Origin of the sequence: Pseudomonas ogarae (assembly GCF_014268695.2) — a bacterium.
In the GTDB taxonomy this organism is placed as follows: Bacteria; Pseudomonadota; Gammaproteobacteria; order Pseudomonadales; family Pseudomonadaceae; genus Aquipseudomonas; species Aquipseudomonas kilonensis.
The window spans coordinates 3,774,319-3,788,557 of sequence record NZ_CP077086.1; the positions used below are offsets into that span (position 1 = coordinate 3,774,319).

A 14,239-nucleotide genomic window follows, 5' to 3' on the forward strand; every position below is an offset into this window, starting at 1 on the left:
CCTGCGCTTAGAAGCGCGTGTTGATTTCAAGCTGCAAGACATCGATGTCGTACGGCGCGCCGTACACCGCTTCGGAACTCAACCAGCGACCGGTGGCGTAGACGTTGCTCGCCAGGCCATAGTTGCCGCCCAGGAAATAGCCCTTGGCGTTGGTGCCACCCAGATGGAATGACGAATCGTTGAAGCCGTCCGGCAAGGCATCGGGCTGGATGTACTTGTAGCCGGCGAACAGATTCCAGTCGCCCCCGCGCTTGAGCTCCAGCGAGTTGCCGAGGGTGAACTGGAGCATCCAGGCGTTGGCACCGCTTTCCACCTCGCCGTTTTCGTCCAGGTTGTTGGCGAACTGCCCCGCGGAGCGCTTGCGCATCTCGCCCTCGTCGTAGCCCAGGTTGTGGACGTAGTGGGCCTGGCTGCGCAATTTCAGGTCTTCGGGCAGATCGGTGTCCCACGCAAAATTCAGGTCCAGCAGGTTGAATTCCGAGGCCAGGCCGACGTATTGCGGCTGTGGCGTGGTCGACGGGTTGATGGGGTTGGGCGTGATGTCGCGCAGCAGGAACACGGTGTTGCCCTTCTGCATGAACGCCACGCGTGAACCGTCGCTGTCGCAGCCTGGATCACCGGCCCAAGGCTGGCACGGCGAAGAGCGCTGGCCTTCGATGTCGTCGAAGCGGTAATAGGCCATGGCCCCCTTGATCCGGTTGCTGTCGTTGATGGCCCAGTTGGCCCCCAGTTGCGCACCGTACAGCCACTTGTTGTCGCTCTCCTCCTTGTCGCTGCCATTGCTGGTGCTGGTGTCGTTGGTGTACTCCACCGGGAACGCGCCAACAGTACCGAACAGGCCCCAATCCTGATTGAGCTTGTGGTTGAAGTTCGCCGCCACGCCATCGAAGTTCAGGTCACCGGAATACAACAGGTCGGTGGAGAAAAACGGGTTGGCAAAACGCCCGCCAGTCAGGGTCAACTCGTCCGAGGGCTTCCAGGTCAGGTAGCCCTGGTCGAGCCAGATGTCTTTCTTGCCAAAGCCACCACCGAGGGTCTGGGTGGTGGACACCGGGTTGTTGTCCGAGCCGGTGCCGATGCGGATGCCTGCGGTCCATTGCGGGGCAATCACGGCCTTCATGCCCAGGCGTGCGCGCAGGCGGAACAGGTTCTCGCGGTCTTCACGGGTGTTGAGCAGCGGCGGCAGGCTGGAGCTGCTGTTGGGGTTGACGTCGTAGGGCCCCTTGTCATTGAGCCGGGCGAAGTCGACGATTTCGTTGCTGTTGGTGCCCGAGTAATAGCGCGACTCATCCCGCAGGCGAATGTCGCCATCGAAACTGATACGCGAGACCCAGTCCGGGAAGGTGTTGGGCTGGGCCCAGTTTTCCTGTTTTGCGGTGGCCATGACTTCAGCCTTGACCTGGTCGCGGATCTGCTCACGCACGATGTTCGGCACGTATTGCACCCGCACGTCCCCCGGCGCACCGGCCGGCGCTGCGGCAACTGCCGTGGCCGCCTGGCGGGCCTGCACGGCTTCCCGTTCAGCCTGGGCGATCAAGCCATCGGCCTGGTCCTGTTTCAACACGCCCTGCTGCACCAGCAGGCGGATCAGATTGATCGTGGCGTTTTCCGAAGGCGCCGAGGCGGCGGCCGCGTGCCCGGCCAGGCTCAGGACCACCAGGCCGATCGCCCACGATAATCGATTCACATTGGAAATCATCTGCACACAACTCCTGTTGGCAAACTTTCTAAAAATTCGATTAACCCGGTCGCTTTCCTTTAAATGTCATGCGCACAGGTATCTTCAGGGAGGCCGGTGGCCGTTCATTCAAGTGCCGCGAACCGCGCAGCGAAGCGATGACTTTCTCGTCGGTCTGCGGGTTGCCGCTGGACTTCGCCAGTTCCACCCGGGTGATTTCCCCCGAGGCACTGATCCAGACATCGGCCTGCAGCGTGAACTCCAGCTTGCGAAGCTCTGGGTCATCGCGCAGCAGGCGCTGAAAGGAAACCGCCATCATCTGACCGTAAGTGGCATTTCCCAGCCCACCGCCACCGCCGACTCCAGACATACCGCCGCCCTTGCCGGCGCCGATGTTGAAAGCGTCATTACCCGCCTGGGCGTCCCCGTCCATTTGCATTGGGTTGGCCAAGTCATCCGCGGGCGACGGCGGCGCCTCTTCCTCGGGTTTGACCTCTTCGGGCTCCGGGGTCGGTTCTGGCTCGACCACCTTCTCCTCGACCTGGGGCTCCGGCTCCTTGGGTTTTTCCGGCGGTGGTGGGGGCGGAGGCGGCAGCGGGATGATGGTCGGCACCTTCGGTGCTTCGCGCCGCACGCCACTCATGTCGTTGGCCCACTGCCACAGCAGCCAGGCCGCCACGGCGCCCAGCGCCAGGCCGGCGGCCCACTTGAGCAGGCGCAGCGGCGAGGTCTTCACCGGGGGCGGATCGATGGGGAGTCTGGCAGTCATGATCAGCCCTGGCTCGGTTTGCCGGTCACCAGACCGACCTGGGACAGTTCCAGGCGCCGCAACAGATCCAGCACTTCAATGACTTTCTGGTACTGCACCGTCGCGTCGCCGCGCACGATCACCGGGAAGTCCGGGCTCTGGGCCTTTTCGATACGCAGGCGCTCTTCCAGCTCGGCCAGGGTCACCGGGTAGGCGTCGAGGAACACCTGCCCGCCGTCATTCACCGAAATCGCCTTGGTCTTGGCTTCGGACAACGACACCGAGGCACTGGCCTTGGGCAGGTTGATCTGGATCCCCGACACCTGGGCCGTGGCGGTGAGGATGAACATCACCAGCACCACCATGAGCACGTCCACCAGCGGCGTGATGTTGATGCTGTCGACCGCCGCGTCATCGTCGTCATCGTGTGAAGCGTTTACGCTAGCCATGGCGATTTCCTCAGGCCGGTACGGACGATTGGGCGTGATGATTGCGCCGATGCGCCGCTTCACCGGAATGGCCTTCGCCGTGCATCTCCGCCAGGCGCGTGATGAACTCGTCGACGAAGACCCGCATGTCGGCGCTGACTTCCTTGTTGCGGGTGATCAGGCGGTTGTAGCCAAACAGCGCAGGGATCGCGACGAACAGGCCCATGGCAGTGGCGAGCAATGCCGCGGCCATGCCCGGGGCAATGGCGTTGATGTTCACGTCACCGGCCATGGCCGTGCCGAGGAACACCACCATGATCCCCAGCACGGTGCCGAGCAGGCCGATGTAAGGGCCGCCGGCGATGGCGTTGGACAGGGTCGAGAGCTTCGAGCTGAGCTGCTGGTTTTCCCGGGTACGTACGCCGTCCATGGAACAGCGGATCGCTTCGATGGTTGCCGCCGACACCGACGAAGTGTCGGCGCCCTGCTCGCGACGGGTGCGGATTTCCTTGACGGCCACCAGGTACAGGCGCCACAGCGACGAATGTTGCAGGCGCTGGGCGAGGCTCTGGTCGTCGGCGAACATTTCCAGGCGTGTGCCGATCTGGGCGAACTGTTCGCGGAAGGCCTCGTTGGCCGCGCTGAGACGGCTGACCATGCGGTTCTTGCGGATCATGATGACCCACGACTGGAACATCATCAGCACCAGCACCCCGATGATCACCCAGGCGTCCATCGGCACGGCGTTGAGCAAGAAGCCCAGGCTGCCGAAACCAAAGCCGGACTGCTCTTCGTCGACGCCGTAGGCCACCAGTTTCGACTCGGCGCCCTGGGCATTGGCGTCGGCCAACAGCTGCGGCGCCGGACGGGCGACCTTGGACAGCCGCGCTTCGTCCATGGCCCCGCTGAATGGCGCAAAGGCCCCCGCAGAAACGTCAGCCCCCAAGGCCATCGGCGAATTGAACGCCGGCATCGCCACGGCGAGACTCGCGGTTTCACGCCCGTTGACGTACAGCACGACCCGATCGCCCGAGGCGGTCAAGGCCAGGTGTTGCCACTGGCCAGGGTTCAGCGGCTGGGTCGAGACCGCACGCTGCTCATTGATCGCTACGAACGGCACACCCTGGTTGACGCCAACCAACAGGCTGGTGGCGGCTTCGCGACGGGCCAGGATGACTTGCTCGCCACTGGCCTGGTCCTGGCGCAGCCAGGTACTGAAGGTGAACGCCGCACCGGCACTGTGTTGCAACGAAGGGCTGGCCGGCAACAACAGCGGCTGGCCGTTGAACTGCAAGGCCCGCCCGATCACGCCGTCGATGCTGACACCGGTCGCGCCCTGGGCATTGTTGCCGTAGGCCGTGGTGTCCCGGGGCGGTACGCCGGTGGCGCCGTCGAAGTGGTACAGCGCGGTGTAGTCCGGGTCGAAGGTCAACTGGCCGCTGCCCGTGGCCGGCGCCTTCTGGTTGCCGTAATACATCCACACGTCCTGACGCTGGCCGCCCTCCACGCTCGGCACGTCGACCCAGATCAGCGCCATGCCCATCAGCGGGTCGAAGCTTTCGATCTGGTGATTGAGCACGGTCTTGTCGTCGGCACTGACGAAACGCAGGTCCGAGCCGTCGTCCTTGACGCCGTCGAAGGTGAAGTTGCCGGTGTGCAGGCGCACCAGCAGCGCGGTGCGGCCCAAGGCCTGGGCGATGGCGGCGCCCTGGGGCGTGGTGTCCACCGAAATCTGTTTGCGGTAGTGCCAGTCGTCCTGCCACCAGGCGTTGGCGGTCGCCGGAAGCACCAGCCCCAGGCAGATAAACAGGGATAACAATAAGCGTTGCATGGACATGACTCCTGGGTTCAAAACGTCGCTTGCAGGTTGAAGTGCAGGCGCGATTCCTGTTTCGAGGTGTTCGGCCCTTCGAGCAGCGGATAGCCCCAGTCGAGGCTGCCGGATAACCATTTGCTCAGGCTGGCGCGGGTGCCGAGGCCGACGCTGGCGAGGCTGTAGTCGGCCTCCTGGTCGGGCAGTTCGTCGCGCAGGTACAACTGCGCACCTTCGGCGAAGGCATAGAAGCGCCACTCCTGGACATAACTGCCGAGAAACTTGGCCAGGGACGGGGTGCGCAGCTCCTCGGACAGCAGGTAGCCGTCATCACCGGTGCGCTCGGCGGCCAGGTAGCCACGCACCGAGGTGGCGCCACCGGCAGAGAATTGTTCGTTGGAAACCAGCGGCCCAGAGGCGAGTTGGAAGGCGGCCTTGGAGGCGGTCTGCCAATCATTGGCGAAGGTGAAGGTGTAATTGCCGTCGCCCTTGAGCACAGCGAAACTGGGGCTGGCGCGATAGCGCTTGTAGTCGAATTCTTCGTCGGAGCTGCCATAGCCCAGCAGGCTGCGGGTACCCGCTACCAGGCTCAGGCCGAGGCCCAACTGGCTGGTTTCGGTGTAGCGAAAGCCGTTGTAGGCGAAGGTGAACGGCGCGTACTTGAGCGGTGCCTTGTCGCTGGCGCCGCCGAGGTTGAGCTCCTCCTCGAAATCCTTGAAATCCACCCCGACCGAAAAACTGTTGGCCCATGCCCCACTGGACGGCAGGCTGTAGATCGCCGACACCCCGTAGGAATGACCTTTACCCAACACGTTGCTGCCGCCGACGGTGGCCACGTTGCTGTCGGATTGATAACCCGAGAACTGCACACTCCAGCGTTCGCTCAGCGGCGCGGTATAGGAGCCCGACCAGACCTTGGCGTTTTCGGTGTCCTGGGGCGCGGTGAAGAAGGTCAACGAAACGCTGTGGCCCAGTTGCCAGAGGTTGTTGTAGCCCAGGCTGGCGACCGTGCGCAGCTTTTCGGTGTCGGCACTGTAGTCGTTGTTCAACCCCAGGCTGGCTTGCCAGGGGTCCTGGTCTTCGACTTGCAAATCCACGTCCATCGTCCCGGGGCGCTGGCCTTCGCGCACCAGCGGCATGACCTGGCGCCCCGGGGTTTTGTTCAGCAGCGCCAGTTCTGCCTGGACCTGGGCGAAATCGGGCACCTCGCCTTCCTTCAGCGCCGGCACGTCATCACGGATTTCGACGGGGGAATAATGCTTGGCCCCCACCACCCGAACCCGGCCGATCTTGGTCTCGCTGACTTGCAGGTAGACGATACCGTCTTCGACTTTCTGCTCTGGCAACTCGACGAACACCGATTGATAACCGCGCGCTTGATAGGCCTTTTGCAAGGCCTCCCGGGCGCCTTCGATGTCGCTCAAGGCCTTTTGCGGGCCGAGAAACGGGTACACCGCTTCCTCGATGGCCCGGGCATCGAGCACGGTGTTGCCACGCACGAAATACTCGTTCACGTCCACCAGGCGCGCCGGCGCTGCTTCGGTCTCCTGCCCTCCTTCTGCGGCGAATGCCGACGGCCCCCCGACCGCCAGCAGCAACCAGCCCCACAGCGCCGGCCGCGATTTGAAGAAATGCTCCACACCACCCCCTGAATTCAAAGTACGGCTCAATTGCTTGCGGTCGATGTCGTGGCGTGCCGGGCCAGCCAGGTGTGCAGCAGCGCGAAGTTCAAGGAGAACTCCGGCATTTGCAGCAAGGCGCCACAGAACACTTCACCGATGATTTTCTGGATGAGCCGCACTGCCCGCGCGTCGCCCAGCAGTGTGGCGAGGTCTTTGCTCAGGACGTTGAAGCTCCAGACCTTCTGGTTCAGGTCCAGGCCGACGAACCAGCGGAACAGCAGGTTGTAATTGAGTTGTTCGTAGAGTTGCTGCTCGCTGGGCACCGAATAGAGCAGTTGCAGCAAGAGGATATGCATGGCGGTTTGCGGTGCGATCAGCATCTGAGCGCGGGCGTTGAGGCCTAGTAGCACATCGCGATGGTCATCCAGCAGGTCGTCGATCTGCGGACGCAGCAAGACCAGTGAATGGCCTTGCGGAATGTAGCTGGACACTTCCTTGAGCGCGCCCTGCCAGTCATCCTGGGAAACGATCCAGACCCACGGCGCGCCGTAGCGATACACCGAGACCGGCTGCTTGCGCGCCGCCTCGACAATCTTCGACAGCCGCTGGTCAAGCTCCTGCATGCCCACTTTCGAATAACGTTCCATAGTCCCCATCGCCTCACTCCCGGCTTCGCGCCCCGGTTCCAAAACGACCTTGCAGGCCCCCTCGAACACGTCACACAGGCATGACGGGAATGGCGATGTGCTACCGAACTTTTGTCATGAAAGCTTCATTTGGAGGGTATGGAGGGAGTGAGGTTTTGTGAGAGCGAGCTTGCTCGCGAAAGCGGTGGATCTGTTTGCATCGATGTCGGATGGAATGCCGCCATCGCGGGCAAGCCTTGCTCCCACAGAGGTTCTCAGGTGGATACAAGGTTTGTGTCCACCACCAATTCCATGTGGGAGCGGGCTTGCTCGCGAAAGCGGTGGGTCAGCTTGCCAAGATGCTGGATGTGCTGCCGTCTTCGCGAGCAGGCTCGCTCCCACAGGGATCGGGGGTTGGCGATAGAGCCTGCCTTTATTGGTGTTGTACCTGCACCATCGAGCTCACCTGCACCCTCGCCTGCATCTGTTCCGCCCCGCCACCGCGGCGCATGCCGCGTACCGGGCAGGCGTCGAGGTAGTCCAGGCCAACCGCCAGTTTCAGGTGGCGGTCTGGAAGGGTCAGGCGGTTGGTCACGTCGAAGCTGTACCAGCCATCATCCAGCCAGGCTTCCGCCCAGGCGTGGCTCGCCAGGTGGCTTTCATCTTCGGTGCACAAATAGCCGGAAACATAGCGCGCAGGAATGCCCAGGCTACGGGCGCAGGCCAGGAATGCGTGAGTATGGTCCTGGCACACCCCCGTCCCACCGGCAAACGCCTCGGCAGCGGTGCTGTTGACCGCCGTCGTGCCGGGGCTGTAGGGCATCCGCGCCGCCAAACCATTCATCAGGTCGGTCAACGCCGAACGGTCGCGCCGGCCAGCACATTGCTCGACGGCGAAGGCGCTGAGGGTTTCATCCGCCTGGGTCAGGCGACTGGTGCGCAAAAAAGGCAGCGGCGACTGGTTGTCCGGTTCCATCGCGATGGACTGATGGATCTCCACCTCGCCATAAGCCGTCAGTACCAAGGCACCGTGGGGCTCGTCCATGGTCATCACATGCAGGATGTTGCCATAGGGATCAAGCTGGCTGCGCACCAGTCGCGGCAATTCCAGATGCCACTCCAGGATGCGCTGGCGCTGAGTGTCCCGGGGCGTCAGGCGCAGGAACTGGATACTGGTGCAGACTTCATCGGCGTAGCTGTAGGTGGTGTCGTGGCGTATGGACAGTTTCATACGACCTCCAGGTAAGACTCATGGACGGTCTGGCCCAAGTGGCGGATCTGCCCAATCAAGTCGGTCAACCATTGATGCAGGCCCGACGCCAGGATCTCATCGATCCCCGAATAACGCAGGCGCGCATTCAGCTCGGCGGCCAGGCGCTGCGCTGGCCGGCCATTGTTGCCCGGCAAGCTGGCGAGAATGTGGTCCAACTCCTCGATGCAGGCATGCAGCGAGCGCGGGACGTCGGCCCGCAGCAGCAACATCTCGGAAACCTGCTCGGCATTGGGCGCATTGCGGTAGATCTCGTTGAACGCCTCGAACGAAGACAACGCGCGCAACAAGGCACTCCACTGGTAATAACCACGGGCCGAGTTGTCGCTGACCTCCTCCGATTCCTCGCCGAACATTTCATAGCGGGCGTCCAGCAGGCGCAGCGTGTTGTCGGCCCGTTCGATAAAGGTGCCCAGGCGAATGAAGCAGTAGGCATCGTTGCGCATGATGGTGCCCGACGTCGCGCCACGGAACAGGTGCGAGCGCTCCTTGACCCATTCGCAGAAATGGCTGATGCCGTAGCGTCCCAGGCCGTTGCTGGCGATGTTGCGCATTTCCAGCCAGGTGGCGTTGATGTTCTCCCACATGTCGGCGGTAATACGCCCGCGCACGGCATGGGCATTGGTCCGCGCGGCCCGCAGGCAGCTGTAGATACTGCCGGGGTTGGTTTCATCCAGCGCGAAGAAATGCAGCATGCGCTCGGTGTTGAGCGCGTCATAACGGGCGTTGTAGTCGTCCAGCGTACCGGCCGCCAGCAACGACATCGCCAGCTCGGCATGGCCATCGCTGCGCCCGGCCTGGGGCATCAGCGACAGCGAATAGCTGACTTCGAGCATGCGCGCCAGGTTCTCGGCGCGCTCCAGGTAGCGGGACATCCAATAGAGGTCCGAAGCAGTTCTTGAAAGCATGTCTTAGTCCTCCACTACCCAAGTGTCTTTGGTGCCACCGCCCTGGGACGAGTTCACCACCAGCGAGCCTTCGCGCAGCGCCACGCGGGTCAGCCCGCCGGGCACCAGGCGCGTTTCCTTGCCCGACAGCACGAACGGACGCAGGTCGATGTGGCGCGGCGCGATGCCGCTCTCGACAAAGGTCGGGCACGTGGACAGGCTCAAGGTCGGCTGGGCGATATAGGCTTCGGGACGGGCCTTGAGACGTGCGCGGAAATCCTCGATTTCCGCGGCAGTGGCCGCTGGCCCGACCAGCATGCCGTAGCCGCCGGAGCCCTGGGTTTCCTTGACCACCAGATCCGGCAGGTTGGCCAGCACATGGGACAGGTCCTGAGGCTTGCGACACTGCCAGGTGGGTACGTTCTTCAGGATCGGTTCTTCGGTGAGGTAGAAGCGGATCATCTCGTCGACGTAGGGGTAGATCGACTTGTCATCGGCCACGCCCGTGCCGACCGCGTTCGCCAGCACCACATTGCCCGCGCGGTACACGGCGATCAGCCCGGGCACGCCCAACATCGAATCGGGGTTGAACGACAGCGGGTCGAGGTAGGCATCGTCAAGGCGACGATAAATCACGTCCACCTGCCGTGGGCCGGCGGTGGTGCGCATGTACACGTGGTCGTCACGCACGAACAGGTCAGCGCCCTCCACCAGCTCCACGCCCATTTCACGGGCCAGGAACGCGTGCTCGAAATAGGCACTGTTGAAGCGCCCCGGGGTCAGCACCACGGCGGTGGGGTTCTCGAGGGGGCTTGAGCTCTTGAGGGTGTCGAGCAGCAGGTTCGGGTAATGATCGATGGGGGCCACGCGCTGGGCGGCGAAGAGCTCGGGGAACAGGCGCATCATCATCTTGCGGTCTTCGAGCATGTAGCTCACGCCGCTGGGCGTGCGCAGGTTGTCCTCCAGCACGTAGTAGCTGCCGTCACCGTCGCGAACCAGGTCGACACCGGCGATATGGGCGTAAATGCCCCGGTGCAGGTCCAGGCCCTGCATCGCAATCTGATAACCCTCGTTGGCAAGCACCTGCTCGGCAGGAATGATCCCTTCCTTGAGGATGTGTTGCCCATGGTAGATGTCGGCCAGGAACATGTTCAGGGCCTGGACCCGCTGAATGCAGCCACGCTCGACCATCTGCCATTCGCTGGCCTTGATGCTGCGCGGGATGATGTCGAACGGAATCAACCGCTCGGTGCCCTGCTCGTCCCCGTAGAGGGTGAAGGTGATACCGGCTCGATGGAACAGCAGGTCGGCTTCGCGGCGGCGTTGCTCAAGCAGCTCAAGCGGTGTGTCCGCCAGCCAGCGCGAGAAAGCTTGGTAATGCGGGCGGCAGTCACCCTTGGCGTCATACATTTCATTAAAAAAAGCGTGGGGCATAGCCAACTCCCAGCCGTGTCGCACACGGCATTTCTTATTACGTCGTCATTCCACTCAGTACGGCCTTGCCTTTTTTATGAGCCCTGGTTCTCTGAGTACCTCGTTAGGCAATGGGTCTCTGATCAGGCCTTTGCGTCCGGATGACGTGCGCCCCCCTGTTTATCTACGTATCGAATACCCCTCGCTGGTTCTTTCGTCCTGGAGTCGTAGCAAGGGCTGTGCCTAAGTGCGGTGCATCGAGACAATGCTGGAAAAACTGTCGCATAACGACAAAAAAGCGAAATTTATTTTCGATTTTGCGACGAAAACCTGTTTGGAGGCTGAAACGTTTATTGCCATTTCCGGCGTCGATGCCACAAACGGGTCGAATCGGTGCAGCCAGGCAGGAAGCCAGCGTCGAATGCCCTGAAAAGGGGAAATTTATACCCACCGCTAAAACGCAGGCCTTGACCCAACGATAGCTGACGCGCCGAACTTCGAAGGAATGAATACTCCGTGGCGAGGGAGCTTGCTCCCGCTGGGCTGCGAAGCGGCCCCTTTCAACACGCGCCACCTCACCCGAAAAGCCGCGTAAACCCATTGCGGCGACTGCGTCGCCGAGCGGGAGCAAGCTCCCTCGCCACAAAGTCCTGTTCAGCTTCAAGCCCTCTATCTACCTGACATGGGTGGCCCAGCCTTCCGTCGCCTCCCTTCGAACAAATCCAACAGCAGCACTTGCACCGACAGTATTATGGTATACCATCATACGCAAAGACCTATTCACCCACCCAGGGAGCAGCTCATGAGTTTCGAAATTCGCAAGATCGTCAGCTATGTCGAAGAAACCTTTATCGAAGGCGGCAAGGCCACCGACAAACCGGTGACCATGGTCGGGTTGGCGGTGGTGATGAAAAACCCTTGGCTGGGTCACGGTTTCGTCGAAGACTTGAAGCCGGAAATTCGTGCCAACTGCTCCGACCTCGGCGCGCTGATGGTCGAGCGTCTGGTGGGCATCATCGGCGGTGCCGAGAAGATTGAAGCCTACGGCAAGGCCGCGGTAGTCGGTGCCGACGGTGAAATCGAGCATGCCTCCGCCGTGATCCACACCCTGCGCTTCGGCAACCATTACCGCGAAGCGGTCAAGGCCAAGAGCTACCTGAGCTTCACCAACAAGCGCGGCGGCCCTGGCACCTCGATTCAGATCCCGATGATGCACAAGGACGACGAAGGCCTGCGTTCGCACTACATCACCTTGGAAATGCAAATTGAAGACGCCCCGCGCGCCGACGAAATCGTCGTGGTGCTGGGCTGCGCCGATGGCGGCCGCCTGCACCCGCGCATCGGCAACCGCTACATCGACCTGGAAGAACTGGCCGCCGAGAATGCACAGTAATCCAGCCTCGGTAACCACAATAAAAAAGGCATGCAGGAGCGCTCCATGATTCGGCTCACCGCTGAACTCACCCCGGCCGGCACCAGCTACCTGGCAACCGGCCAAGGCCAACCCGTGGTCTTGATCCATGGCGTGGGCCTGAACAAAGAAATGTGGGGCGGCCAGGTCGTTGGCCTGGCCACGCAATACCGTGTGATTGCCTACGACATGCTCGGCCATGGCGCCAGCCCGCGCCCGCAAAGCGGTACCGCGCTGCTGGGCTACGCCGACCAGTTGCTGGAGTTGCTCGACCATTTGCAACTGCCCCAGGCGACGGTGATCGGCTTTTCCATGGGCGGGCTGGTAGCCCGTGCGTTTGCCTTGCATTACCCGCAACGCCTGCAAGGCCTGGTGGTGCTCAACAGTGTGTTCAACCGCAGCGCCGAACAGCGCGCCGGGGTCATCGCCCGCACAGCCCAGGCCGCCGAGCATGGGCCGGACGCCAATGCCGAGGCCGCGTTGTCGCGCTGGTTCAGCCGTGAATACCAGGCAGCCAACCCGGCGCAGATTGCCGCACTGCGCCAGACCCTGGCGCAGAATGATCCCCAGGGTTACCTGACCACCTATGAACTGTTCGCCACCCAGGACATGTACCGCGCCGATGACCTGGGCAACATCCAGGTGCCGACACTGATCGCCACTGGCGAACTGGACCCCGGCTCGACACCGGAAATGGCCCGGCAACTGGCTGAGCGAATTCCCGGCGCCACGGTTGCCGTACTCGCCGAGCAGCGGCATATGATGCCGGTAGAGTCGCCGCGCCTGGTCAACCAGTTGTTGCTGGAGTTTCTCGACACAGCAAACGCCCGACAAAACCAAATAAAGGGGATCGTTGCATGACACTCGCACGTTTTTCGATGTGCATCGGCGGTGAATGGGTCGATGCCCTCTCCGGCAAGACCTTCGAAAGCCTGAACCCGGCCCTCGCCCAACCCTGGGCCGAGTTGCCCGATGCCGACGAGGCCGACGTCGAGCGTGCCGTCCAGGCGGCACAGAGCGCTTTCGACAGCCCGGCCTGGCGCGGCCTGACCGCCACCGCACGCGGCAAGTTGCTGCGTCGCCTCGGTGACCTGATCGCCGAGAACAAAGAACAACTGGCCCAGTTGGAAAGCCGCGACAACGGCAAGTTGATCCGTGAAACCCGTGGCCAGGTCGGCTACCTGCCGGAGTTCTTCCACTACACCGCAGGCCTGGCCGACAAGCTCGAAGGCGGCACCCTGCCGCTGGACAAGCCCGACCTGTTTGCCTACACCGTGCATGAAGCCATGGGCGTGGTCGCGGCGATCATTCCCTGGAACAGCCCGCTGTACCTGACCGCGATCAAGCTCGCCCCAGCACTGGCGGCCGGCAACACCATCGTGATCAAACCGTCCGAGCACGCTTCGGCCACCATTCTTGAGCTGGCTCGCCTCGCCCTGGAAGCCGGCATTCCGCCGGGCGTGGTCAACGTCGTCACCGGTTACGGCCCCAGCACTGGCGCCGCCCTCACCCGCCATCCGCTGGTGCGCAAGATCGCCTTTACCGGCGGCGCGGCCACGGCCCGCCATGTGGTGCGCAGCAGCGCCGAGAACTTCGCCAAGCTGTCGCTGGAACTGGGCGGCAAGTCGCCAAACATTATCTTTGCCGACGCCGACCTGGACAGTGCGATCAACGGGGCAATTGCCGGGATTTATGCGGCATCCGGCCAGAGCTGCGTGTCCGGCTCACGCCTGCTGGTGCAGGACGAAATCTACGATGAGTTCGTCTCGCGCCTGGTCGAACGGGCCCAGCGCATCCGCATCGGCAACCCGCAGGAAGACGCCAGCGAAATGGGCCCCATGGCCACCGCGCAGCAACTGGCCGTGGTCGAAGGCCTGGTGGCCGACGCCATCGCCGAAGGCGCGCGCCTGCGCACTGGCGGCAAGCGTCCAGAGAATCTGGGGGATGGCTGGTTCTATGAGCCGACCCTGTTCGAATGCGACCGCAACTCGATGAAGATCATGCAGGAAGAAGTTTTCGGCCCGGTGGCCTCGGTGATTCGGTTCAAAGACGAAGCCGAAGCCCTGGCGATCGCCAACGACTCGCAATTCGGCCTTGCCGCCGGCATCTGGACCCGCGACCTGGGTCGCGCCCATCGCCTGGCCCGGGATGTGCGCTCGGGCATCATCTGGGTCAACACCTACCGTGCAGTGTCGGCCATGGCGCCCATCGGTGGTTTCAAGAACAGTGGCTATGGACGCGAAAGCGGCATCGATTCGGTGCTGGCCTATACCGAACTGAAAACGGTGTGGATCAACCTGTCCCAGGCGCCTATGCCTGATCCGTTCGTGATGCGCTAGGAGT

The 14,239-nt window shown here is 62.7% G+C and carries 12 protein-coding genes; 3 read left to right on the forward strand and 9 right to left on the reverse strand.

The genetic code is table 11. From position 1 onward, the window contains the following. Positions 1 to 7: 7 nt before the first annotated feature. The 9 genes from HU749_RS16385 to HU749_RS16425 form a co-directional block, all read right to left on the reverse strand. On the reverse strand, positions 8 to 1,699 hold the full coding sequence (locus tag HU749_RS16385) for a putative porin (RefSeq protein WP_186650204.1): 1,692 nt from the start codon (positions 1,697 to 1,699) through the stop codon (positions 8 to 10). Between the two features lie 40 nt (positions 1,700 to 1,739). Beyond that, positions 1,740 to 2,447, reverse strand: a complete 708-nt coding sequence (locus tag HU749_RS16390) for an energy transducer TonB (RefSeq protein ID WP_095974337.1) — start codon at positions 2,445 to 2,447, stop codon at positions 1,740 to 1,742. 2 nt (positions 2,448 to 2,449) lie between these two features. Beyond that, entirely contained in the window at positions 2,450 to 2,875 is a 426-nt protein-coding gene (locus tag HU749_RS16395; RefSeq protein WP_003201710.1) for an ExbD/TolR family protein, read from the reverse strand. Between the two features lie 10 nt (positions 2,876 to 2,885). Continuing rightward, on the reverse strand, positions 2,886 to 4,685 hold the full coding sequence (locus tag HU749_RS16400) for a DUF2341 domain-containing protein (protein WP_095974336.1): 1,800 nt from the start codon (positions 4,683 to 4,685) through the stop codon (positions 2,886 to 2,888). Between the two features lie 17 nt (positions 4,686 to 4,702). Beyond that, the gene (locus HU749_RS16405; RefSeq protein ID WP_413037922.1) at positions 4,703 to 6,265 is read right to left on the reverse strand and encodes a ShlB/FhaC/HecB family hemolysin secretion/activation protein; all 1,563 of its coding nucleotides are present in this window, start codon (positions 6,263 to 6,265) and stop codon (positions 4,703 to 4,705) included. Positions 6,266 to 6,333: 68 nt separating this feature from the next. Beyond that, the gene (locus tag HU749_RS29670) at positions 6,334 to 6,936 is read right to left on the reverse strand and encodes a transposase (RefSeq protein WP_079301286.1); all 603 of its coding nucleotides are present in this window, start codon (positions 6,934 to 6,936) and stop codon (positions 6,334 to 6,336) included. A 412-nt stretch (positions 6,937 to 7,348) separates the two neighbouring features. After that, on the reverse strand, positions 7,349 to 8,146 hold the full coding sequence (locus HU749_RS16415; protein WP_014338095.1) for a transglutaminase family protein: 798 nt from the start codon (positions 8,144 to 8,146) through the stop codon (positions 7,349 to 7,351). Beyond that, positions 8,143 to 9,093 (reverse strand): alpha-E domain-containing protein, encoded by a 951-nt coding sequence (locus HU749_RS16420; protein ID WP_003201699.1) that lies wholly within the window; start codon positions 9,091 to 9,093, stop codon positions 8,143 to 8,145. The genes HU749_RS16415 and HU749_RS16420 overlap by 4 nt, the downstream gene beginning before the upstream one ends. A gap of 3 nt (positions 9,094 to 9,096) precedes the next feature. Next, entirely contained in the window at positions 9,097 to 10,506 is a 1,410-nt protein-coding gene (locus HU749_RS16425) for a circularly permuted type 2 ATP-grasp protein (protein WP_014338094.1), read from the reverse strand. A 781-nt stretch (positions 10,507 to 11,287) separates the two neighbouring features. Between HU749_RS16425 and HU749_RS16430 the strand changes: the two genes are divergently transcribed. Genes HU749_RS16430 through HU749_RS16440 form a run of 3 tightly spaced genes read left to right on the forward strand, consistent with a single transcriptional unit; the run spans position 11,288 to position 14,235 of the window. Then, complete coding sequence (locus tag HU749_RS16430; RefSeq protein WP_046065772.1) at positions 11,288 to 11,878, forward strand: amino acid synthesis family protein; 591 nt, start codon at positions 11,288 to 11,290, stop codon at positions 11,876 to 11,878. A 45-nt stretch (positions 11,879 to 11,923) separates the two neighbouring features. After that, positions 11,924 to 12,757: an alpha/beta fold hydrolase gene (locus HU749_RS16435; RefSeq protein ID WP_003201690.1), complete on the forward strand. Its 834-nt coding sequence runs from the start codon at positions 11,924 to 11,926 to the stop codon at positions 12,755 to 12,757. After that, the gene (locus HU749_RS16440) at positions 12,754 to 14,235 is read left to right on the forward strand and encodes an aldehyde dehydrogenase (protein ID WP_046065771.1); all 1,482 of its coding nucleotides are present in this window, start codon (positions 12,754 to 12,756) and stop codon (positions 14,233 to 14,235) included. Before HU749_RS16435 ends, HU749_RS16440 begins: the two co-directional genes overlap by 4 nt. Positions 14,236 to 14,239 lie beyond the last annotated feature (4 nt).